The sequence below is a fragment of the Pseudonocardia sp. WMMC193 genome, assembly GCF_021728735.1.
GTDB lineage: Bacteria > Actinomycetota > Actinomycetes > Mycobacteriales > Pseudonocardiaceae > Pseudonocardia > Pseudonocardia oroxyli.
In genome coordinates, this window is sequence record NZ_JAKKDO010000003.1 from 2,907,553 (window position 1) to 2,928,942 (window position 21,390).

24 protein-coding genes are annotated in these 21,390 nt (G+C 72.8%); 11 read left to right on the forward strand and 13 right to left on the reverse strand.

What is annotated here, in order from left to right; all coding sequences use genetic code 11:
- Nucleotides 1–37 precede the first annotated feature (37 nt).
- Complete coding sequence (locus tag L3X23_RS15150; protein WP_237192820.1) at nt 38–430, reverse strand: lipopolysaccharide assembly protein LapA domain-containing protein; 393 nt, start codon at nt 428–430, stop codon at nt 38–40.
- 70 nt (nt 431–500) lie between these two features.
- Here L3X23_RS15150 and L3X23_RS15155 point away from each other — a divergent pair, with 70 nt between their 5' ends.
- Nucleotides 501–1,871: a mycothione reductase gene (locus tag L3X23_RS15155; RefSeq protein ID WP_237192821.1), complete on the forward strand. Its 1,371-nt coding sequence runs from the start codon at nt 501–503 to the stop codon at nt 1,869–1,871.
- Between the two features lie 64 nt (nt 1,872–1,935).
- Nucleotides 1,936–2,856: an acyl-CoA desaturase gene (locus tag L3X23_RS15160; RefSeq protein ID WP_237192822.1), complete on the forward strand. Its 921-nt coding sequence runs from the start codon at nt 1,936–1,938 to the stop codon at nt 2,854–2,856.
- Between the two features lie 50 nt (nt 2,857–2,906).
- On the opposite strand, the gene L3X23_RS15165 is transcribed toward L3X23_RS15160, so the two are convergent.
- Together L3X23_RS15165 and L3X23_RS15170 are read right to left on the reverse strand one after the other, a co-directional pair.
- Nucleotides 2,907–3,641 carry a DUF559 domain-containing protein gene (locus tag L3X23_RS15165; RefSeq protein WP_237192823.1) on the reverse strand — a complete coding sequence of 245 codons (735 nt, stop codon included), beginning with the start codon at nt 3,639–3,641 and terminating at the stop codon, nt 2,907–2,909.
- 34 nt (nt 3,642–3,675) lie between these two features.
- Nucleotides 3,676–4,446 (reverse strand): 1-acyl-sn-glycerol-3-phosphate acyltransferase, encoded by a 771-nt coding sequence (locus L3X23_RS15170; RefSeq protein ID WP_237192824.1) that lies wholly within the window; start codon nt 4,444–4,446, stop codon nt 3,676–3,678.
- A 167-nt stretch (nt 4,447–4,613) separates the two neighbouring features.
- Between L3X23_RS15170 and L3X23_RS15175 the strand changes: the two genes are divergently transcribed.
- The 8 genes from L3X23_RS15175 to L3X23_RS15210 all read left to right on the forward strand — a co-directional run bounded on the left by L3X23_RS15175 (nt 4,614) and on the right by L3X23_RS15210 (nt 11,578).
- Nucleotides 4,614–5,288: an alpha/beta hydrolase gene (locus tag L3X23_RS15175; RefSeq protein WP_237192825.1), complete on the forward strand. Its 675-nt coding sequence runs from the start codon at nt 4,614–4,616 to the stop codon at nt 5,286–5,288.
- Entirely contained in the window at nt 5,285–6,520 is a 1,236-nt protein-coding gene (locus L3X23_RS15180) for an NAD(P)/FAD-dependent oxidoreductase (RefSeq protein ID WP_237192826.1), read from the forward strand. The genes L3X23_RS15175 and L3X23_RS15180 overlap by 4 nt, the downstream gene beginning before the upstream one ends.
- Nucleotides 6,514–7,215 (forward strand): DUF1365 domain-containing protein, encoded by a 702-nt coding sequence (locus tag L3X23_RS15185; RefSeq protein WP_237192827.1) that lies wholly within the window; start codon nt 6,514–6,516, stop codon nt 7,213–7,215. Before L3X23_RS15180 ends, L3X23_RS15185 begins: the two co-directional genes overlap by 7 nt.
- Nucleotides 7,216–8,454 carry a cyclopropane-fatty-acyl-phospholipid synthase family protein gene (locus L3X23_RS15190; RefSeq protein WP_237192828.1) on the forward strand — a complete coding sequence of 413 codons (1,239 nt, stop codon included), beginning with the start codon at nt 7,216–7,218 and terminating at the stop codon, nt 8,452–8,454. It abuts the gene before it with no gap.
- A gap of 61 nt (nt 8,455–8,515) precedes the next feature.
- Nucleotides 8,516–9,844 (forward strand): cyclopropane-fatty-acyl-phospholipid synthase family protein, encoded by a 1,329-nt coding sequence (locus L3X23_RS15195; RefSeq protein WP_237192829.1) that lies wholly within the window; start codon nt 8,516–8,518, stop codon nt 9,842–9,844.
- Nucleotides 9,841–10,698 carry a DUF1295 domain-containing protein gene (locus L3X23_RS15200; protein ID WP_237192830.1) on the forward strand — a complete coding sequence of 286 codons (858 nt, stop codon included), beginning with the start codon at nt 9,841–9,843 and terminating at the stop codon, nt 10,696–10,698. The genes L3X23_RS15195 and L3X23_RS15200 overlap by 4 nt, the downstream gene beginning before the upstream one ends.
- On the forward strand, nt 10,695–11,129 hold the full coding sequence (locus tag L3X23_RS15205; protein ID WP_093079388.1) for a peroxiredoxin: 435 nt from the start codon (nt 10,695–10,697) through the stop codon (nt 11,127–11,129). Before L3X23_RS15200 ends, L3X23_RS15205 begins: the two co-directional genes overlap by 4 nt.
- On the forward strand, nt 11,126–11,578 hold the full coding sequence (locus tag L3X23_RS15210) for an SRPBCC family protein (protein ID WP_237192831.1): 453 nt from the start codon (nt 11,126–11,128) through the stop codon (nt 11,576–11,578). Before L3X23_RS15205 ends, L3X23_RS15210 begins: the two co-directional genes overlap by 4 nt.
- A gap of 1 nt (nt 11,579) precedes the next feature.
- On the opposite strand, the gene L3X23_RS15215 is transcribed toward L3X23_RS15210, so the two are convergent.
- The 5 genes from L3X23_RS15215 to L3X23_RS15235 are packed head-to-tail and all read right to left on the reverse strand — an operon-like array spanning nt 11,580 to nt 15,563.
- A complete protein-coding gene (locus L3X23_RS15215; RefSeq protein WP_237192832.1) occupies nt 11,580–12,137 on the reverse strand; it encodes a pyridoxamine 5'-phosphate oxidase family protein in 558 nt (185 codons plus the stop codon).
- Between the two features lie 56 nt (nt 12,138–12,193).
- Nucleotides 12,194–13,045 (reverse strand): type I methionyl aminopeptidase, encoded by an 852-nt coding sequence (map, locus tag L3X23_RS15220; protein WP_237192833.1) that lies wholly within the window; start codon nt 13,043–13,045, stop codon nt 12,194–12,196.
- 6 nt (nt 13,046–13,051) lie between these two features.
- A complete protein-coding gene (locus L3X23_RS15225) occupies nt 13,052–13,435 on the reverse strand; it encodes a DUF3054 domain-containing protein (RefSeq protein ID WP_237192834.1) in 384 nt (127 codons plus the stop codon).
- A gap of 16 nt (nt 13,436–13,451) precedes the next feature.
- Nucleotides 13,452–15,254, reverse strand: coding sequence for a penicillin-binding transpeptidase domain-containing protein (locus L3X23_RS15230; protein WP_237192835.1), 1,803 nt, complete (start codon nt 15,252–15,254; stop codon nt 13,452–13,454).
- Between the two features lie 15 nt (nt 15,255–15,269).
- Nucleotides 15,270–15,563, reverse strand: coding sequence for a hypothetical protein (locus L3X23_RS15235; RefSeq protein ID WP_237192836.1), 294 nt, complete (start codon nt 15,561–15,563; stop codon nt 15,270–15,272).
- Nucleotides 15,564–15,613: 50 nt separating this feature from the next.
- On the opposite strand from L3X23_RS15235, the gene L3X23_RS15240 reads away from it, so the two are divergent.
- Nucleotides 15,614–16,258, forward strand: a complete 645-nt coding sequence (locus tag L3X23_RS15240; RefSeq protein WP_237192837.1) for a TetR/AcrR family transcriptional regulator — start codon at nt 15,614–15,616, stop codon at nt 16,256–16,258.
- Between the two features lie 25 nt (nt 16,259–16,283).
- Here L3X23_RS15240 and L3X23_RS15245 read toward each other — a convergent pair whose 3' ends face one another.
- The 5 genes from L3X23_RS15245 to dxr all read right to left on the reverse strand — a co-directional run bounded on the left by L3X23_RS15245 (nt 16,284) and on the right by dxr (nt 21,339).
- Nucleotides 16,284–17,117 carry a GNAT family N-acetyltransferase gene (locus L3X23_RS15245; RefSeq protein WP_176921228.1) on the reverse strand — a complete coding sequence of 278 codons (834 nt, stop codon included), beginning with the start codon at nt 17,115–17,117 and terminating at the stop codon, nt 16,284–16,286.
- Between the two features lie 65 nt (nt 17,118–17,182).
- Complete coding sequence (gene ispG, locus L3X23_RS15250) at nt 17,183–18,325, reverse strand: flavodoxin-dependent (E)-4-hydroxy-3-methylbut-2-enyl-diphosphate synthase (protein ID WP_176921229.1); 1,143 nt, start codon at nt 18,323–18,325, stop codon at nt 17,183–17,185.
- A 74-nt stretch (nt 18,326–18,399) separates the two neighbouring features.
- Complete coding sequence (locus L3X23_RS15255; protein ID WP_237192838.1) at nt 18,400–18,882, reverse strand: hypothetical protein; 483 nt, start codon at nt 18,880–18,882, stop codon at nt 18,400–18,402.
- A 13-nt stretch (nt 18,883–18,895) separates the two neighbouring features.
- Nucleotides 18,896–20,185, reverse strand: a complete 1,290-nt coding sequence (locus L3X23_RS15260; RefSeq protein ID WP_237192839.1) for an RIP metalloprotease — start codon at nt 20,183–20,185, stop codon at nt 18,896–18,898.
- A complete protein-coding gene (gene dxr / locus L3X23_RS15265) occupies nt 20,182–21,339 on the reverse strand; it encodes a 1-deoxy-D-xylulose-5-phosphate reductoisomerase (RefSeq protein WP_237192840.1) in 1,158 nt (385 codons plus the stop codon). The genes L3X23_RS15260 and dxr overlap by 4 nt, the downstream gene beginning before the upstream one ends.
- Nucleotides 21,340–21,390 lie beyond the last annotated feature (51 nt).

Below are 21,390 nucleotides of genomic sequence, written 5' to 3' on the forward strand. Positions count from 1 at the left end.
GAGCGCACGAAACGTGCGGCGCCCGGGTCGCCCCGCGCTACTGCGCGCGCTTGGCGCCGCGCCGCGCGGCCCGGCGCAGCTGCACGATCCGTGCACTGCCCGGGATGGCGACCAGCAGGATCCCGGCGATCGCGCCGAGCAGCAGCGCGACGCCGGTGGGCAGGGTGCCGTCCAGGCCCAGGAACTGGATCCGCACCGGCTCCAGGTTCTGCAGGATGAAGATCAGCAGGAACAGCAGGACGACCGCGGAGAGGATCAGCCCCACCCACATCCCGCTGACCCGCGAGTGTCGGGTCGCGGGTGCGCGGCGCGGGGTGGTCGTCGTCCGCTCGGCGGTGGGCGGTGTGTCGTCGGTGGGCACCGCGACCGTCCCCGTGGGCTCGACGGCCACCGGGTCCGGCGCGGGGCGCGTGGCTGAGTCCTCGCTCATGTGCGCAGTATCGCGCAGCGGGCGGTCCGGTGCCCGCGCCCGCGTTCACCCGTGCGGTTAGCCTCGTGGAGTGGCCCATCACGATCTCGTCGTCATCGGTTCCGGCTCCGGCAACACCTTCATCGACGAGCGCTTCGCCGACTGGGACGTGGCGATCGTCGAGCACGGGGTGTTCGGCGGGACCTGTCTGAACGTCGGCTGCATCCCGACGAAGATGTACGTCTACGCCGCCGACGTCGCCGAGACGGTGCGCCACGCCTCCCGGTACGGGGTCGACGCCACCATCGACAAGGTGCGCTGGGCGGACATCCGGGACCGCGTGTTCGGCCGGATCGACCCCATCGCGAAAGGCGGGCTGGAGTACCGCGCCGAGCGCTCGGACAACGTCACCGTCTACCTCGGCCACGCCTCCTTCACCGGGCCCAGGGCGCTGCGGGTGGAGCGGACCGACGGGTCCGGTGTGGACGAGATCACCGCCGACCAGGTCGTCGTCGCCGCGGGCGGGCGCCCGATGGTGCCTGCGGCGATCGCGGGCGCGCCGTACGAGACGTCCGACACGATCATGCGGATCGACGAGCTGCCCCGGCGGATGGTGATCGTCGGCGGCGGGTACATCGCGGCCGAGTTCGCGCACGTGTTCTCCGCGCTCGGCACCGAGGTCACCGTCGTCGTGCGCGGCAGCAGGATGCTGCGCTCCCACGACGAGACGATCTCGGCGGCCTACACCGAGCTGCTCTCCGAGCGGCTCGACGTCCGGCTGGCCACCCAGGTCACGGGCGTCACCGGGGAGGCGGGCGACCTGACCGTCGCGCTCGACGACGGGTCCTCCGTCGCCGCCGACGTCCTCCTCGTGGCCGCGGGCCGGATCCCCAACGGGGACCGGATGAACCTCGGCGCGGCCGGGATCGCCACCCACTCCGACGGCCGGATCGAGGTGGACCGGTTCCAGCGCACCAGCGCCGAGCGGGTGTGGGCGCTGGGTGACGTGAGCTCCCCGTGGGCGCTCAAGCACGTCGCGAACCGCGAGGCGAAGGTGGTGGGGCACAACCTGTTGCACCCGGAGGCCCCGCTCGAGACCAACCACCGCAACGTCCCGTCGGCCGTGTTCACCGAGCCGCAGGTGGCCAGCGTGGGCAAGACCGAGGAGATGGTCCGCATGTCGGGCCTGGACTACACGGTCACGGTGCAGCGCTTCGGGGACGTCGCCTTCGGGTGGGCCATGGAGGACACCACGGGGCTCTGCAAGATCATCGCGGAGAAGGGCACCGGGCGGCTGCTGGGCGCGCACATCATGGGCCCGCAGGCGTCCACGCTGATCCAGCCGCTGATCCAGGCCATGTCCTTCGGCCTGGGGGCCCGGGAGATGGCGACGGGGCAGTACTGGATCCACCCGGCGCTGCCCGAGGTCGTGGAGAACGCACTGCTGGGCCTGGAGATCTGACCGACCTACCCTGGACGGGCCGATCCGCCCGGCGCCCGCGCGCCGAACACCGGGAGTGAGCCCCATGACCCTGGCAGGCCCGAAGCCGATCCTCGCGGGGCGCCGTGCGCTCCCCCAGCAGGTCGGGGTGTACGTCTTCGTGTTCCTGCCGCTCGCGGCGCTGGTGGCCGCGGTCCCCCTCGCCGCCGTCGTCGGCTTCCTGGGCTGGTCGGACGTCCTGATCGGGGCCGTGTTCTACGTCGCCTGCTGCCTGGGGATCACCGTCGGGTACCACCGGTACTTCACGCACGGCTCGTTCAAGGCCACCCGCGGGCTGAAGATCGCGCTGGCCCTGGCCGGCTCCTTCGCGATGCAGGGCCCGGTGATCAAGTGGGTGGCCGACCACCGGCGCCACCACGCGTTCTCCGACAAGGAGGGCGACCCCCACTCCCCCTGGCTGTTCGGCACGTCGACGCGCGCGCTGGCGAAGGGGTTCTGGCACGCGCACACCGGCTGGCTGTTCGACCGCGACCTCACCAACGAGGAGCGCTTCACCCCGGACCTGCTCCAGGACACCGACCTGCGCCGGATCGACTCGCTGTTCGGCCTGTGGAGCACCCTGACCCTGCTGCTCCCCGCCCTGCTCGGCGGCCTGGTCACCTGGTCCTGGTGGGGTGCGCTCACCGCACTGTTCTGGGCCGGACTGGTCCGGGTCGCGCTGCTGCACCACGTCACGTGGTCGATCAACTCGATCTGCCACATGTGGGGCGAGCGCCCCTTCTCCGCCCGCGACCGCAGCGCCAACGTCTGGTGGCTGGCGATCTTCTCGATGGGCGAGTCCTGGCACAACCTCCACCACGCCGACCCCACCTGCGCCCGCCACGGCGTGCAGAAGGGCCAGGTCGACCTGAGCGCGGTCACCATCCGCCTGTTCGAACGCCTCGGCTGGGCGCGCGAGGTCCGCTGGCCGACCACGAGACGCCTGGAGCGCCTGGCCCGCGAGTGAAGGATCCTGCAACGAGTGTCACCGGTGACACCGGATGCAGGATCCTTCGCTCACGAGGCCCGGCGCTGCGCTGCACGGATCTCCGCCACCACCCGCTGCGGGCTGTGGTGCAGGTCGTGCCAGGTGAAGCGCAGCAGGGTCCATCCGCCCGCCACCAGGTCGTTGCCCTTGCGGCGGTCCGAGCGGAACCGCTCGACGTCGCTGTGCCAGGCCCACCCGTCGATCTCGATCGCCACCCGGGTCTCCGGGAACGCGACGTCGACCTCGTAGGGCCCGACCCGCAGGTGCAGCACCCAGCCGCCGATGCCCGCCTCCTTCAGGAGGCGCAGCAGCAGCCGTTCCGCCGTCGAGTGCGCCCGATCGCCTGCGGCGGCGAGCAGCCTGCGGGCCTCGACGACGCCGTTCGCCCCGGTCATCCGCGCCTCTGCGGCTCGTAGCTGGTCGAGCGACACGTGCCGCTGCAACGCTCGATCCAGGAACGCCGAGCCGTCCGACAGCGCGACGGCGGTGTCCAGCACGGTCCGTGCAGGACCGACGACGGGCAACCCGTTCAGTACGGCGCGATCCTCGACGGCCAACACCCGTTCGCGCACCCGCACCCCCGGCCGGGAGCGCTTGCTCGCCGGGAACGCGATCTCCACGGTGTCGGGGGCGCGGGTGAGGAACCCGTGGCACCACGCGGCGGACGGGCCCGCCACCAGCCCCACCGCCCGGCAGACGGGGAAACGCCGACATCCGTTCACGACCGCGAACCCCGAGGTGAAGGATCCTGCAACGAGTGTCACCGGTGACACCGGATGCAGGATCCTTCGCCGGGTGTCAGCCGGCCAGGGGTTTGCGGGCCGGGTCGTAGGCCAGCTCCGGCGGCTCCTCGCCCCGCACGTCCGCCACCAGGCCCGTGATGGCGCTCATGATCGTGGCGGTGGCCGCGTCGAGGTTGCTCCTGGTCCGGGGCTTGCCCACGAACTCCGACAGGTCGACGGGCGGGCCGGCGACCAGGCTGACCCGCTTGAACAGGCCCACCTTCCCCTTCGGCGAGAGCACCTCCTGGGTGCCCCAGTTGGCCAGCGGGATGACCGGCACCCCGGACTGGACGGCGATCCGGCCGATGCCGTTCTTCGCCTTCATCGGCCAGCCGTCCGGGTCCGCGGTGTAGGTGGCCTCGGGGTAGAACACCACGACCTCCCCGCGCTCCAGGGCCTCGACGGCCCCGCGGAAGGCGTCCATCGCCCGCGCCGAGTCACGGTAGACGGGGATGTGCTGCCCCTTGCCCAGCACCGAGCGCACGATCGGCACGGTCCACAGCTCGGACTTCGCCAGGTACCGGGGCATGCGCCGGTGGGCGATGACGAACGCGGTGTCGTAGATCGGGTCGCAGCCCGACACGTGGTTGGCCGCGATGAGCACGCCACCGGTGGGCGGGATGTGCTGCCCGCCCCTCCACCCGAGCCGAGTGAACACCATCACGAGCGGCCAGATGAGCTCGATCGCCAGGCCGAACCAGAACCCCGAGGTCCGACGCTTGCGCCGCAGCGTGAGCAGCAGTCTCTGCCGGGCGGTCAGCAGCGGCGGCACGTCGGGGGTGGGCACAGACTCCTCCAGCGTTCGGGTTCCACCCCCGATCCTCGCCCACGATCGACAGGCGGAGTACGCCGGGTGGCGCGATGATCTCCCTGTTGTGACATGACGGACAGACCGCCATCCGCGCCCCGGGTCGGACACGGATGCCCCACGGAAGTCCCGACACGGAGGTGTGCGTGAGTCTGCCCAGGTTGGAGCCGGTGGGATCGCCGCCCGAGGATCCGCGCGCGCTCGTCGTCGTGGCCCATGGTGGACGGTCGCGGTCGTCGGAGTCCGGTGAGCGCCGCCGGCTCACCTACTGGCGGATGCTGCCGTTCGCGCGGCTCCTCGCCCGGACCGAGGGCCTGGCCGTCGCGATGGTCCGCTACCGGCTCCGCGGCTGGAACGGACCGGCGCGAGACGCCGCCCGTGACGTGGCCGAGCTCCTGACCGGGGACCTCCCCACCGTCCTGGTCGGCCATTCGATGGGCGGCCGGGCGGTGCTGCACGCCGCGGGCGCGCCGCAGGTGCGGGCCGTGGCCGCGCTCGCGCCCTGGCTCGACGGCAGCGACCCGGTCGACCAGCTCGCCGGGCGGGACGTCCTCATCGCCCACGGGGACCGCGAACGCATGACCGATCCGCGCGAGTCCCTCGCCTACGCCGTCCGGGCGCGTCAGGTCACCCGCGTCGCCCGGTTCGACGTCCACGGCGACGGCCACGCCATGCTCCGCCACGCCGCGGACTGGCACTCCCTCGTGCAGCGCTTCGTGCTGGGCGAGCTCGGGTTCGAACCGGAGGACCCCGCGATCACGAACGCCATGCGGCAGCCCACCCCGGGCGGCCTCGAAGTCCCCCTGGGAGCCCTGCGATGACGTCCGTGGCCGTGATCGGCGCCGGTGTGTCCGGTCTGACCGCCGCCTACCTGCTGCGGCGCACCCACGACGTCACCCTGTTCGAGGGGGACGACCGGCTCGGCGGGCACGCCCACACGCACGACCTGGCGGGCACGTTCGTCGACTCCGGGTTCATCGTCCACAACGACCGGACCTACCCGAACCTGCTGCGCCTGTTCGCCGAGCTCGGCGTGGCCACACAGGACTCGGACATGTCGATGAGCGTGCGCTGCGAGGGGTGCGGCCTGGAGTACGCGGGTGCCCGCAGGCTCGGCGGGCTGTTCCCGACGCCCGCGAACGCCCGCAACCCGCGCTACCTGCGGATGCTCGGCGAGGTCGTCCGCTTCCACCGCCACGCCCGACGGGTGCTGGCCGACCCCCGCGCGGGGGACGTCACGCTGGGGGCGTTCCTGGCCGTCGGCGGGTACTCGCCGTACTTCGTCGACCACTTCATGATCCCCGTGGTGTCCTGCGTGTGGTCCGCGGGCGCGGAGCTGAGCCTCGAGTACCCGGCCCGCTACCTGTTCACCTTCCTCGACCACCACGGGATGCTCGCGATCGGCGGCTCCCCGCAGTGGCGCACGGTCGTCGGGGGGTCCCGCAGCTATGTGGAGCTGATCCGCAAGAACCTGTCCGACGTCCGCGTCGGCTCCCCCGTGCGCTCGGTCCGCCGAAGCGGCGGGGTCGGCGGGATCGGCGGGGTCACCGTGGACGGCGAACGCTTCGACAAGGTCGTCGTCGCCACCCACCCCGACCAGGCGCTGGCCCTGCTCGCCGACCCGACCGACGCCGAGCGCGCGACCCTCGGCGCGTTCGCCTACTCCCGCAACGAGACCTGGCTGCACGGGGACGACTCGTTGCTGCCGCGCGCCGCGGGGGCCCGGGCGAGCTGGAACTACCTGAAGTCCACCTGCGCGGGCGAGGACTCCGTGCTGGTCAGCTACGACATGAACCGCCTGCAGCACCTCGACGGCGGCCCGTACGTGGTCACGCTCAACGGCGCGGGCCGGGTCGCCGAGGACCGGGTGATCGCACGGATGACCTACGAGCACCCGAGCTACACCCCGGCGTCCGTGGCGGCGCAGCGGGACCTGCCCGCCCTGAACACCGGGACCACCGCGTTCGCCGGGGCGTACCACGGGTGGGGCTTCCACGAGGACGGCTGTCTCTCCGGCGTCCGCGCCGCCGAGTCCCTGGGGGCGACGTGGTAGCCCTCTACGACGCCGAGGTGCGCCACCGCCGTCGGGAGGCGGTGGACTACGGGTTCGCGCACCGGACCTATCTCTGGCTCGTCGACCTCGACGACCTGCCCCGCTTCGGTGGTCCGCTCGCCCGGTTCGAGGCGCGGGACCACCTGGGCGACCCGGACCGGACGATCCGGGAGAACGTCGACGCCTACCTCGCCGAGCAGGGCGTCGACCTGCGCGGCGGCCGGATCCTCATGCTGGCCAACGCCCGCGTCCTCGGCCACGTGTTCAACCCGCTGTCGGTCTTCTGGTGCCACCGGGACACCGGGGAGCTGGAGTGTGTGATCGCCGAGGTCCACAACACCTACGGGGAGCGCCACTGCTACCTGCTGCCCGCGGAGCGCGCGGAGACCGCGAAGGCCTTCTACGTGTCGCCGTTCTTCGCCGTCGACGGTGACTACCGGCTGTCCCTGCCCGCCCCGGGCGAGCGCCTCGCGCTGGCCATCACGTTGCGCCGCAACGAGACCACCGCGCTGACCGCCACCGTCACCGGCACCCGCCGCGCGGCGACCCCGCCGGCGCTCGCCGCGTTGGCGCTGCGCCGCCCACTCGTCACCCTGCGCACCTCCGCGCTCATCCGGGTCCACGGCATCCGCCTGTGGCTCAAGCGACTTCCCGTCGTGCCGCGCCCGCCGCACCGCCCTCAGGAGGGGGTCTGAATGACCATTCACGAGCCGCAGCCGCCCACGCGCGCCGTCCCCCGCCCCAACGAGGGGGTGTGGCCGGGGCTGGGCACGGTGCCGCGTTCCCCGGTCAAGGGCCGGATCGCCGAGGGCCTGTTCCGGCGTGCGGTGCGGTCGCTGCCCGTGCGCGTCGAGATCGGCGACGAGGTGCTGGGCCTCGGTGGCCCGACCATGCGGATCGTCCGACCGGACGCCTTCTTCCGCAGGCTCGGCAACGACTCCAAGATCGGGTTCGGCGAGGCCTACATGGTCGGCGACTGGACCGCGGACGACCTGCCGGGCCTCCTGGAGCCCTTCGCCGCCACCCTGTCCACACTGATCCCGCCCGCCCTGCAGAGGCTGGCCCGGCGCTGGGTCGAGGCGCGCCAGCCCGCCGAGGAGGCGAACTCGCTGGAGGGGTCCCGGGAGAACATCCACCGGCACTACGACCTGTCGAACGAGCTGTTCCAGCTGTTCCTCGACGAGACCATGTCCTACTCCGCGGCGTGGTTCGCCCCGGGTTCGGACGACCTGGTCGCGGCCCAGGAGCGCAAGATCGACGGCATCCTGGACCTGGCGGGTGTCACCGCCGACCAGCACATCCTGGAGATCGGGACCGGCTGGGGCGGGCTCGCGATCCGGGCCGCGCGCCGCGGCGCGCGCGTCACGACGATCACCATCTCCGCCGAGCAGGCGGCGCTGGCCGAGCAGCGGATCGCCGCGGCGGGGCTCGCCGACCGCGTCCAGGTGCTGCTGCGGGACTACCGCGAGGCCCGCGGGTCCTACGACGCCGTGGTGTCCGTCGAGATGATCGAGGCGGTGGGCGAGAAGTACTGGCCCACCTACTTCGCCGCCCTGGACCGCCTGCTCAAGCCGGGCGGGCGGGTCGGGCTGCAGGCGATCACCATGCCGGACGACCGGATGCGGGTGGCGCGCAACGACTACACCTGGATCCACAAGTACGTCTTCCCCGGCGGGCTAATCCCGAGCGTCGAGTCGATCGAGCGCAGCCTCGGGGACACGAGCCTGCACATCTCCGAGCGCCGCTCGCTGGGCCCGGACTACGCCCGCACCCTGAACCACTGGAACCGACGCTTCCAGGAGCGCTGGTCCGAGGTCGCCGCGCTGGGCTTCGACGAGACCTTCCGCCGGATGTGGGAGTTCTACCTCGGGTACTGCGAGGCGGGCTTCCGCGTCGGCTATCTCGACGTCTACCAGCTCTCCCTCACCCGCTGACCCCTGTGCGCGGTAAGTGGTGCCAGAGCACCACTTACCGCGCACGAGCACCGGAGGTGCCATGTCTGTCGCTTCGCGGATCGCGGAGATGCTCGAGAAGCACGTGCTCGGGGCGCCGCTGCCCGTGCGGATCAAGGCCTGGGACGGGTCCATCGCCGGTCCCCCCGGGCCGGGGCCGATCATCCTGCTGCGCCACCGCCGGGTGCTGCGTCGGCTGCTGTGGAACCCGGGCGAGCTCGGGCTCGCGCGGGCGTTCGTGGCCGGTGAGCTGGGCGTCGAGGGGGACATCGCCGAGGGGCTGTCCCGGTTCTGGAAGGTCGGGGCCCGCCCGCTCACCCTCGCGGACAAGCTGGCCGCGCTGCGGACCGCGGCACGGCTCGGCGCGCTCGGACCCCGGCCGCGGCCACCGGCGTCGGAGGCGCGGCTGCGCGGGCGGCGGCACACCTTCCTGCGCGACCGCGCCGCCATCTCCCACCACTACGACCTGTCCAACGCGTTCTACGAGTTCCTCCTCGACCCGCGGATGGCCTACTCCTGCGGCTACTGGACCCAGGACGCCTCCGACGAGTACGGGCTCGAGGACGCGCAGCGGGACAAGCTGGACCTGATCTGCCGCAAGCTGGACCTGAAGCCGGGGATGCGGCTGCTCGACGTCGGGTGCGGGTGGGCGTCCCTGCTGATCCACGCGGCGACGCACTACGGCGTCACCGCCGTCGGGGTGACCCTGTCCGCCGAGCAGCGGGTCCTCGGGCTGCGGCGGGTCCGCGAGCTGGGCCTGGAGGACCGGGTCGAGATCCGGCTCCAGGACTACCGCGAGGTGGACGACCCGCCGTTCGACGCCGTGTCGTCCATCGAGATGGGCGAGCACGTCGGGCAGGACAACTACCCCGTCTACGCCGCCCAGCTGTTCTCGAAGCTCCGCCCCCACGGGCGGCTGCTCCTGCAGCAGATGTCCCGCGGGGCGTCCGGTCTGAACTCCGCGCCGGGCGGCGGCGCGTTCATGGAGTCCTACGTGGCCCCGGACATGCACATGCGCCCGCTCGGCGAGACCCTGAACTTCCTGGAGGCGGCCGGGCTCGAGGCGGTCGACGTCCACTCGCTGCGCGAGCACTACGTGTGGACCGTCCGGCCCTGGCTGGACACGTTGCAGGACAACGCCTCCGAGGCGATCGCGCTGATCGGTGAGGAGCAGTTCCGGGTCTGGCTGCTCTACCTCGCGGGCGCCGCGCTGGCGTTCGAGGAGAACCGGATGGGGGTGCACCAGATCCTGCTGGTGCGACCGGACGCCGAGGGACGCTCGGGACTCCCCCGCAGCCGCGCCGCCACCCTGGGCACCGACCCCGCGCTCGACAGGCTGCGCGAGCCCGTCTACGAGAGACTGGCCCCGTGAGCTTCCCCTGGGGCGCCTTCCTCACCAACCTCTGGATCACCGCCGTGGCGGTGCTCCTGGTGATGGCCGCGGCCCTGGCCGTCGCCTACGTCCGCAAGCGGCACGACGGCATCGACGTGGTGTGGGGCAGCGGGTTCGGCGTGATCGCGATCGTCACGCTGGTGGCGGCGCAGGGCTCCGGGGACGCCTGGCGACAGTGGCTGATCACCGCCCTCACGGTGGTCTGGGGCGCCCGGCTGGCGATCCACATCGGACGCCGCAACCACGGGCAGCCCGAGGACCGGCGCTACGTCGAGCTCATGAAGGAGGCCCGCGGCAACCCCTGGCTGCACGCCTTCCGGAAGGTGTACCTCGTCCAGGGCGTGGTGATGTGGGTCGTGTCGCTGCCCGTCCAGGTCGGGCAGTACGGATGGTCGGCTCCGCCTCCGCACGGCTTCGCGTCGGGTGTCTGGCCGACGGTCGTGACGGTGCTCGGCGTGCTGGTCTGGGCCGTCGGGATGTTCTTCGAGACCGTCGGCGACGCCCAGCTCGCCACGTTCAAGGCCGATCCCGCGAACAAGGGGCGGGTCATGGACCGCGGGTTGTGGCGCTACACCCGCCACCCCAACTACTTCGGCGACGCCTGCGTGTGGTGGGGTCTGGCCCTGCTCGCCCTGCACCAGCCCGCCGGTCTGATCGGCGTGCTCGGCGCCGCGGCGATCACCGTGAACCTGGCCAAGGGCACCGGCGCCACGCTGCTGGAGAGCACCATCGGCGAGCGCCGCCCCGGCTATGTCGACTACGTCAAGCGCACCAGCGGATTCATCCCGCTCCCCCCGAAGAAGAAGGTCCCCATGACAGGAGACAGGGCATGATCAGCGACTTCGCCCTGAAGGACGAGACCGGCACCGTCCGGCGGCTCTCCGAGCTGCTCGAGAAGGGCCCCGTGGTCCTGTTCTTCTACCCGATCGCGAGCTCCGGCGGCTGCACGCAGGAGGCCTGCCACTTCCGCGACCTGGCGGCCGAGTTCGCCGCGGTCGGGGCGCAGCCCGTCGGCATCAGCTCGGACGACGTCGCCGCCCAGGCGACGTTCGCGGGCGCGCACTCGCTGGGCTACCCGCTGCTGTCGGACCCCGACCACGCGGTCGCGAAGGAGCTGGGCGCCTACCGGGCCTGGCTGCCGGGCGGCCTGCACACCCGCCGTCGGACGTACGTGATCGGGCAGGACCGCGAGATCCTCGCGGAGTTCGGCAGCGAGACCCAGTTCCAGGCCCACGCCGACAAGGCCCTGGCGGCGCTGCGGTGAGAGCCACGATCGCGGACGGGCGCGTGTGGGCCTCCGCGGTGGTCACCGCGCCGCCGGAGCAGGTGTTCGCGCTGCTCGCGAACCCGCACCGACACCACGAGTTCGACGGCAGCGGGTCCGTGCAGTCGACGATCTCCGGGCCGTCGTCCCTGCGCCTCGGGGACACCTTCGGCGTCAGGATGAAGATCGGCCTGCCGTACCGGATCACGAACCACGTGGTGGAGCTCGACCCGGACCGCCGGATCGCCTGGTGCCACTGGGCCAAGGCGATCTGGCGCTACGAGCTGGAGCCCGTCCCCGAGGGCACCCGGGTCACCGAGACCTTCGACTACGGGGTCTCCCGGTTCCCGAAGGGCATCGCGAGACTCAAGTTCCCGCAGGTCAACGCCAAGTCCATCCGCGACACGCTGCGGCGGCTGCAGGACATCTTCGGCGCGCCCGCGGAGTGAGTCAGAGCCCCGGCAGGCCGTCGAGGGAGCGCGCGTTCTTCTCCCGGTGGTAGTCGGCCATCACCTGCGGGGACTTCTTGGCGTGCGCCAGGTCCAGGACGTTCCGCTCCTCGACGAGGTCCATCCTCGGCACCGCGTAGCCGCAGGAGTCCGCGACCCGCTCGACGGCCACGGTGATCACCGAGCGGGCGCCGTGGCGTCGGGAGGTCCCCGGCTCGCCGAAGGCCGCGAGCGCCTCGGCGAAGCCCGGCTCGTCCCGGGCCAGCACGCTGCCGGTGCCGTGCAACCGCACGATGGTCGGCCTGCCGTCGAAGGCACAGAACATCACGCAGATCCGGCCGTTCTCCCGCAGGTGGGCGATGGTCTCCACGCCGCTGCCGGTCAGGTCGAGGTAGGCGACGGTGTGCGCGTCCACCACCCGGAACGTGCCGCGGGTGCCCTTCGGGGACAGGTTGACCAGCCCGTCGCCGGACAGCGGCGCGGTGCCCACGAAGAACACCGGCTGCTCCTCGAGCCAGCCGCGCAGTCGGTCGGAGATGCCGTCGTAGACCGTCGTCATGCCCCCAGCGTGCGGCCACGGGCGCCGGATCACCAGACCCGGCGGGCCGTCGTGCGTCAGGGCAGGGTGAGGATCTCCGCACCCGTGTCGGTGACGACGATGGTGTGCTCGAACTGCGCGGTGCGCTTGTGGTCCTTCGTCACCACGGTCCAGCCGTCCGGCCAGATGTCGTAGTCGATCGTCCCCAGCGTGATCATGGGCTCGATCGTGAACGTCATGCCGGGGACGAGCTCGACGTGCACGTCCGGCTGGTCGTAGTGCGGCACGACGAGTCCACTGTGGAAGGCGCGGGCGATGCCGTGCCCGGTGAAGTCCCGCACCACCCCGTAGCCGAAGCGCCGGGCGTAGGACTCGATCACCCGCCCGACCACGTTCAGCTCGCGGCCCGGCCGCACCGCCTTGATCGCGCGCAGGGTGGCCTCGTGGGTGCGCTCGACCAGCAGGCGGTCCTCCTCGGACACGTCCCCCGCGAGGAAGGTGGCGTTGGTGTCGCCGTGCACGCCCCCGATGAACGCGGTGACGTCGATGTTCACGATGTCTCCGTCGGAGATCACGGTGGTGTCCGGGATCCCGTGGCAGATGACCTCGTTCAGGCTGGTGCAGCAGGACTTCGGGAAGCCGCGGTAGCCCAGTGTGGACGGGTAGGCGTCGTGGTCGACGAGGAACTCGTGCACCACCCGGTCCACCTCGTCCGTCGTCACGCCCGGCCGCACGGCCGCGCCGCCCGCCTGCAGCGCCTGCGCGGCGATCCGGCTCGCGACCCGCATCAGCTCGATGGTCTCCGGGGTCTGCACGTCCCCGTCCCGGTTCGGCGACGGCGCCTTGCGCCCCACGTACTCCGGGCGCGGGATGTGCGCCGGGACGTCACGGACGGGGGTGGGCGTGCCAGGGGCGAGTACTGCGGTCACGAGGCCCTATCGTACGGAAGCGCGGCGGTGCGCGAGGCGCGCGGTGAGCACCGAGACACCCCGCCAACCCAGCAGGAACACGGCCAGGCTCAGCGTGGCCACGATCGCGAAGCTCAGCGGCAGCCTGCCGAGGAAGGCGGCCCGCAGCAGCAGCCCGATCCCGACGGTGCCCGCCAGCACCACGGCGCCCGCCCGGAACCCGGCGGGCTGCGCGCGCACCAGCGGGGTGGCCCAGGCCGCGGCCAGTCCGGCGAGGAACGGTGCGGCGGTCCCCGCCAGGCCGACGAGGCTGCCGGCCTCCTCGTGGCTCGCGCGGCCGATCGCCGCGAACACGACGACGGCCACCGCGTCGGCGGCCAGGGCGAGCGTGGCGATCCGGGGGGTGCGCACGGGGCGAGGGTACTACTCAGAACCCGGCGAGGAAGCGTTGCGCGATGGGGACCGCCGCGCTCGACGAGCCGCCGTCCACCACCAGCACGGCGAACGCGACGTCCCCGCGGTAGCCGACGAACCACCCGTGCGCCCGGTTCTGCCCGCCCTGGGCGTACTCGGCGGTGCCGGTCTTGCCGTAGACCTCGCCCGAGTTCCGCAGCGCCGTCGCGGTCCCGTCGGTCACGACCTGGCGCATCATCGGGCGGAGCTGGTCCAGCGCCGCCGGGTCGGGCCGGGTGGCCGCGACGGTCGTCGCCGTCTGCTCGCCGCGGATCAGCTGCGGCACCACCGGCCCGCCGTGCGCGACGCCCGCCGCCACCAGCGCCATCCCGAACGGGGTGGCCACGACCTGGCCCTGGCCGAAGCCGTCCTCGGCGCGCTGGACGACGTCGTCGGCGGGCGGCACGTTCCCGGTGACGGTGGTGAGGCCGGGCACGTCGTAGTCGGCGCCGAAGCCCAGCTGCAGCCCCGCGGCGGGCAGTGCGTCGGGGGCCAGCTGCGCGGCGAGCGTCGCGAACGTGGTGTTGCAGGAGCGGGCGAACGCCGTGGCCAGCGGGACGGTGCCCAGCGCGAACCCGTTCTCGTTCGGCACCACGCGCCCGCCGATCGACGTGGTGCCGGGGCAGGGCTGCGGCGTGGCCGCGTTCACCCCGAGGCTCCCCAGGGCGGCGTTCGCGGTCACGATCTTGAAGGTGGAGCCCGGCGGGTAGCGGCCGGTGAAGGCGATGGCGCCCGCGGAGTCCGCCGCGTCGTTCTGGGCGGCGGCGAGGACGTCCCCCGTCGAGGGCTGCACGGCGACGAGCGCGACCTGGTTCGGCAGCGCGTTCACCGCGTCCTCCGCGGCGGTCTGCATCGTGGAGTCGAGGCTGATCTGCGCGGTGGTGCCTGGGGTGACGGGCTGCTCGGCGAGCGTCCGCTGCGGGTTGCCGAGCGCGTCGACGGCGTCGACCTCCCAGCCCGGCCTGCCGTTGACCTGGTCCGCCACGTGCGTCCGGACGGCGGGGAGGACCTGGCTCGCGAAGCCCGCATCCGGCGCGAGCAGTCGGGTGGAGCTGGTGAAGCGGACGCCGGGCAGGTCGTAGATCGCGGCGCGGACGGTGTCGTAGTCCCGCTCGCGCAGCACGGCGACGGTGGCGGCCTGCGCGGCCGGGGCGGCGTTCGCGCCGTCGGTGATCGACTGCTGGGTGATCGCCCGGTCGATCGGGCCGAGCGCGCGGGCCAACGCCGCGGCGACGGCGTTCAGGTCCCCCGCCGCCGCCCGGTCCAGCAGGATCGTGACGACCGGGGTGGCGGCGAGCAGCGGCGCCCCGTTCCGGTCGGTGACCGGCGCGGGGTCCGGGGTGACCGTGCGCAGGGCCAAGGCCTGCCCGGTCTGCAGCTCCGGGTGCAGGCTCGCCGAGCTCCAGTCGACGACCCAGCCGGTCTCCGCGGCGTCGTCCGGGCGCAGCTGCAGCGCGGTGAGATAGGTCCAGCGCCGGTCCCCGCCGAGGTCCCAGGTCACGTTCACCGACGCCTCGGAGCGCTGCCCGGCCGTGCGGACCTGCGCGATCTCGCCGGTGACCGCGGTGGGCCGCAGGGCGGTCCGGGCGGCGGCGAGGGCCTCGCGGGCCTGGTCGGGGGCGTCGGTGCGGGACGCGGCGCCCGCGTCGTCCCCCGCCGACCAGGCGGCGAGGTAGGCCGCGACGGTGTCCTCGGGCCCGCTGTCGGTGAACAACCCGCACCCCGCCGAGGCGCAGACCACGGCGCAGGCGGCGATCAGGGGAGCGAGTCGACGCACCGCCCGAGGGTAGCCTCAGGTCCGGGCCAGCAACGCACCCGACGCGTCGAGGACCTCCAGCCGCTCGACGACCGGCTCGGTGGCGGGCCGCGCACCCCCGAAGGCCCGGTCGACGGCCGGGTGGATGCGCTCGGCGAACGCCGCGGCACACGCCTCCTCCGACTCCCACAGGTCGATGTAGCGCAGCCCGCCCTCGTGCCGGACGCAGAGGTGGAGCAGCGAGCCCGCGACGGGCTCGGGGCCGATCTCGGCCATGATCCGCCGGTACGTCGGCTCGTCGATCGGCACGTCCTGCACGAAGGCGTACATGGTGACCCCTATTCGTCCGAACTAGCTTCGGATGAATTAAGGTAGAGCGCGTGTCCGAGCCGGTCAAGCCCCGCCCCTACCGCTCCCCGCGGCGCGCCCGGCAGGCGGCGGACACCCGTCGCGCCGTCCTCGCCGCCGCGCGGTCGCTCCTGGCGGAGCGCGGGTGGGCGGCCACGACCGTCGCGGAGATCGCCCGCCGGGCGGGGGTCTCGGTGGACACCGTGTACGCGTCGGTCGGCCGCAAGCCCGCGGTGCTCCGCGAGCTGGTGGAGACGGCGCTCTCCGGCACGGACGAGCCGGTGCCGGGCGCGCAGCGGGACTACGTGCGGCGGACCCTCGCCGCGCCCCGGGCCGCGGACAAGCTGCGGCTCTACGCCGAAGGCCTCGCCGCCCTGCAGCAGCGCCTGGCCCCGATCTTCCTGGCGCTGCGCGACGCCGCCGCCACCGACCCGGACTGCGCCGCCCTCTGGCGGGAGATCGCCGAGCGCCGCCGGGCGAACATGCTGCGCTTCGCCGCGGACCTGCGCGGCACCGGCGAGCTGCGGGCGGACCTGACGGACGCGCACGTCGCCGACGTCGTCTGGAGCATGAACGCCGCCGAGTACTGGGTCCTGCTGGTGCACGAGCGCGGCTGGAGCCCGCAGTCCTTCGCCGACTACGTCACGGACTCCTGGACCCGCTACCTGCTCGCGTGACCCGCATCATGGAGCCACACTGCGGTCAGAAGAGGACCGTGGCGAAGCTCGCGACCTGGGTGAAGCCGATGCGGTCGTAGGTGCGGCGGGCCGGGGTGTTGAAGCCGTTGACGTAGAGGCTCGAGATCCGGCCCATCGCCCCCAGCCGCTCGACGACCGCCGCGGTGCCGATGGTGCCCAGCCCCTCGCCCCGCCGCGTCGGGTCCACCCACACGCCCTGGATCTGCCCGACCCGCGCGGACATGGCGCCGATCTCGGCCTTGAACACGACCTCGCCGTCCTCGAACCGGGCGAACGCGCGGCCCGCGGAGATCAGCTCGGCGACGCGCGCGCGGTAGCCCGCGCCCCCGTCCCCCGCGCGCGGGTCGACGCCCACCTCCTCGGTGAACATCGCGATCGCCGCAGGCAGGTAGCGGTCGAGCTCCTCGAGCCGGACGGGCCGCACCAGCGGGTCGGCCACGACCGACGGCGCCCCGGCCAGCACCATCAGCGGTTGGTCGGCGCGCACCTCGCGGGCGGGCGCCCACGACGCGGCGAGCTCCTCCCACAGCGGGAGCACCAGCTCCGCGCGCCCGACCAGCGACGAGCACGAGCGGCCGTGCCGGCGGGCCCGGTCGGCGAAGGCGCGGATGGCGGTCTTCTCGCCGCGCAGCGGGACGAGGTTCGCGCCGGAGAAGCAGAGGCCCTCCAGCCGGGAGCCGGAGGCCCAGATCTCGCCGCCGAGGCGCCAGGGGTCCAGCCCCGCGGCCTCGACCCGGGCGGCGACCATGCAGGACGCCACCGGGTCGGCGTCGAGGGCAGCACGAACGCCCCCACGGTCCCGATCATCGAGCAACCGCGCACCGGCGACCCTCAGCACCCCTCTACGGTGCCACAACCGGGCCGTGCTGCCCACACCGGCGCCGTCCCGACCACCCAGGACGTTCACCCCACGGTCACCGAGGGTGCACCGGGCTCCTCCATCGTCTCGGCGATCTTCAGCGCCTCCTCGATCAGGGTCTCGACGATCGCGTGCTCGGGCACGGTCTTGATGACCTCGCCCTTGACGAAGATCTGCCCCTTGCCGTTGCCGGACGCGACGCCGAGGTCCGCCTCGCGTGCCTCCCCCGGCCCGTTCACCACGCACCCCATGACGGCGACGCGCAGCGGCACCTCCATGCCGGTCAGCCCGGCGGTGACCTCGTCCGCGAGCTTGTAGACGTCCACCTGGGCGCGCCCGCACGAGGGGCAGGACACGATCTCCAGCCGACGCGGCTTGAGGTTGAGCGACTCGAGGATCTGCCGCCCGACCTTGACCTCCTGCACCGGCGGCGCGGACAGCGACACGCGGATGGTGTCGCCGATGCCCTGGCTCAGCAGCGCACCGAACGCGACGGCGGACTTGATGGTGCCCTGGAACTCCGGCCCGGCCTCGGTGACACCGAGGTGCAGCGGGTAGTCGCACTGGGCGGCCAGCAGCTCGTAGGCCCGGACCATGACGACCGGGTCGTTGTGCTTGACCGAGATCTTGATGTCGTGGAAGTCGTGCTCGGCGAACAGGCTCGCCTCCCACAGCGCCGACTCGGCGAGCGCCTCGGGCGTGGCCTTGCCGTACTTCTCCAGCAGCCGCCGGTCGAGCGAGCCCGCGTTGACGCCGATCCGGATCGGGGTGCCGTGGTCCTTCGCGGCCTTGGCGATCTCCTTGACCTGGTCGTCGAACTTGCGGATGTTGCCGGGGTTCACCCGGACCGCCGCACAGCCCGCCTCGATGGCGGCGAACACGTACTTCGGCTGGAAGTGGATGTCCGCGATGACCGGGATCTGCGCCTTGCGGGCGATCGCGGGCAGGGCGTCCGCGTCGTCCTGGCTCGGGCAGGCGACGCGCACGATGTCGCAGCCCGCGGCGGTCAGCTCCGCGATCTGCTGCAGCGTGGAGTTGACGTCCGAGGTCAGGGTGGTGGTCATCGACTGCACCGAGATGGCGTGTTCGCTGCCGACACCCACGGACCCGACCATCAGCTGTCGCGTCTGCCGGCGCGGGGCCAGGGTTGGGGCGGGGGCCGACGGCATTCCCAGGGAGACGCTCACGACGTCCAGTATGCGCCTGTCCGGCCACGATCTCCCTGTGACCCGGGCCGGTTCACCCGCCGTTCCCCCGGGCGTCAGGTGCGGCCCTTGTTCTCCTGCGCGTCGGCCAGCGTGGAGGAGTGCGGCAGCCAGGTGGCCAGCTCGACCGGCCAGCCGTCGTCCGACAGGACCCGGACGACGGCGGGGTCGTCGTCGAGCACCGACGCGACCTCGCGGGTGCGTGCCAGCCTGCGCAGCACCTCGCGCTTCATCATCCGGGCGGGCCGGTAGTCGTCGTCCTCCCGCATGTAGAGCGGGCCGGTGGGCAGGTCGTGCTGGGCGAGCCAGCGCTCGGTCAGCCGCCGGTTCCGCTCGGGCCGCCCGGTCAGGTAGACGACGTCGAAGTCCACCTGGGCCTCGCGCAGCCGCTCGGCGCCCTCGTCCAGCAGCGGGTCGACGTCCGCCGCGGCGAAGAAGCGCTCCCAGCGCTGCGGGCGGGCCCGCAGGTGGTGCAGCCGGTGCGTGACGTCCGCCAGCACGCCGTCGATGTCGAACACGGCAAGCGGGCGAGAGATCACCTCGGCATTATCGCTAACCCAGTCGGACGGGGTTGATGACGTCCGCCACGAACACCAGCGCACTCCACCCGATGAAGATCAACGCGACGGTCATCGCCACCGGCATGAGCTTCGCCGCGTCCACCGGGCCGGGGTCCGGCCTGCCCCGCAGCGCGGCGATGCGGCGCCGGATCGCCTCCCAGATCGCCGGGAAGATCTGCCCGCCGTCGAGCGGCGGGATGGGCAGCAGGTTGAACAGGAACAGCGAGATGTTGACCATCGCCAGCAGCGACAGGAAGGCCGCGACCTCCTGGGCGGGCGGGGCGTCGCTGGCGAGGATCTCCCCGCCGATCCGGGAGGCCCCGACCACGCCGACGGGCGAGTCCTGGTCGCGCTGCTCGCCGAGGAACACCGCGCCGAACAGGTTCGGCACCCGCTGCGGCATCTCGACCAGCTTCTGCCCGACGAGCCCGACGATGTCGACCATGTGCTCGCCGACGGCCCCGATCCCCTGCCGCTGGATCTCCTGCAGCGGGGAGAGGCCGAGGAAGCTCGCCTGGACGGTGTGGTTCGACCCGTCGAGCGCGGGGAGCTCGGTGGTGATCAGGGTGGGGGTCAGGGTGACCAGCTGCCCGCCCCGGTCGACGACCACCGAGACCGTGCCCGTGGCGGCGCGGATGGCCTTCTGGGTGTCCTCCCACGAGTCGAAGGTCTGCCCGTCGAACGAGACGATCCGGTCGCCCGGCTCGAACCCGGCCGCCGCGGCGGGGGTGAGCGGCGCACCGGGCGGGCACACGTCGGTCTGCGAGCCCGCGGGCAGCACGCACTGGCTGACCGAGCTGACCGTCGACGTGGCCGTCATCGTGCCGAAGCCCATGAGCACGATCGCGAACAGCACGATCGCCAGGACGAGGTTCATCAGCGGCCCGGCGATCATCACGATGATCCGCTTCCAGGGCGCGCGGGTGTAGAATTGCCGGTCCGCGTCCTCCGGGCCGACGTCCGCGGCGCTGGCCTGCCGGGCGTCGTCGATCAGGCCCTGGAACGGGCCGGTCCGGCGGCTGCGGCCGTAGAGCTCGCCCTTGGCGGGCGGCAGCATGCCGATCATCCGCACGTACCCGCCGAGCGGGACCGCCTTGAACCCGAACTCGGTCTCGCCGCGGCGGCGCGACCAGACGGTCTTGCCGAACCCGACGAAGAACTCCGGCACCTTGATCCCGAACCACTTCGCCGTGGCGAAGTGCCCGAGCTCGTGCCAGGCGACCGAGAACAGGATGCCCAGGAAGAAGACGACGATCCCGACGATCGTCCAGACGACTGTCATGTGAGCTCCTGCGCGTGTGTCCGCGCCCATTCCTCCGCGGCCAGGACGTCGGACACGGTAGCGGGGTCCTCCGACCACCCGTCCGCGGCCCGCAGCACGCGTTCCAGTCGGTCGGTGATGGCGGTGTAGCCGATCCGGCCCGCGACGAACGCGGCGACCAGCTCCTCGTTGGCGGCGTTGAGGACCGCGGGCAGGCACCCGCCCGTCTCCCCGGCGTACCGGGCCAGCCGCACGCCGGGGAACGCCTCGTGGTCCAGCGGCTCGAAGGTCCAGCTCTGCGGCGCGTCCCACACGTTCGGCGCGCTCGCCCCGGGCACCCGCTCCGGCCAGCCCAGCGCGAGCGCGATCGGCAGCCGCATGTCCGGGGGGCTCGCCTGGGCGATCGTGGCCCCGTCGACGAACGTGACCATGGAGTGCACGACGGACTGGGGGTGCACGACGACGTCGATCCGGTCGTAGGGGACGTCGAACAGCAGGTGGGCCTCGATCAGCTCCAGCCCCTTGTTGACGAGCGTGGCCGAGTTGATCGTGACGACCGGGCCCATGTCCCAGGTCGGGTGCTTCAGCGCCTCGTCGACGCCCACGTGCTCGAGATCGCCGCGCCGGCGCCCGCGGAAGGGCCCGCCGGACGCGGTGAGCACCAGCCGGGCGACCTCGTCCCGCGTGCCGCCGCGCAGGCACTGCGCCAGCGCCGAGTGCTCGGAGTCCACCGGGACGATCTGGTCCGGCTTGGCGGCACGGGTGACGAGCGGGCCGCCCGCGACCAGGGACTCCTTGTTGGCCAACGCCAGCGTGGCGCCGGACTCGAGCGCGGCGAGGGTGGGGCCGAGGCCGCGCGAGCCGGTGATCCCGTTGAGGACGACGTCCGCGGGGGTGGTCCGCGTCAGCTCGGCGGCGGCGTCGGGTCCGTCGACGACCTCCAGGTGCGGCAGCTCGCTCCGCAGCCGCGCCGCCGCCCGCCGGTCCGCGACGGCGACCCGGGTGACGTTCGTGGCCCTGACCTGCGCCGCGAGCAGGTCGACGTCCCCGCCGCCCGCGGCCAGCCCGGCCACGACGAAGCGGCCGCCCGCCCGCGCGACGACGTCCAGCGCCTGGGTGCCGATCGAGCCGGTCGAGCCCAGGACCAGCACCGACCGCGGAGGGAATCCGTTCATCACCGCCCATCATCCTCGCCGTCGTGTTGTGACAGGATGAGGCCCGCACTC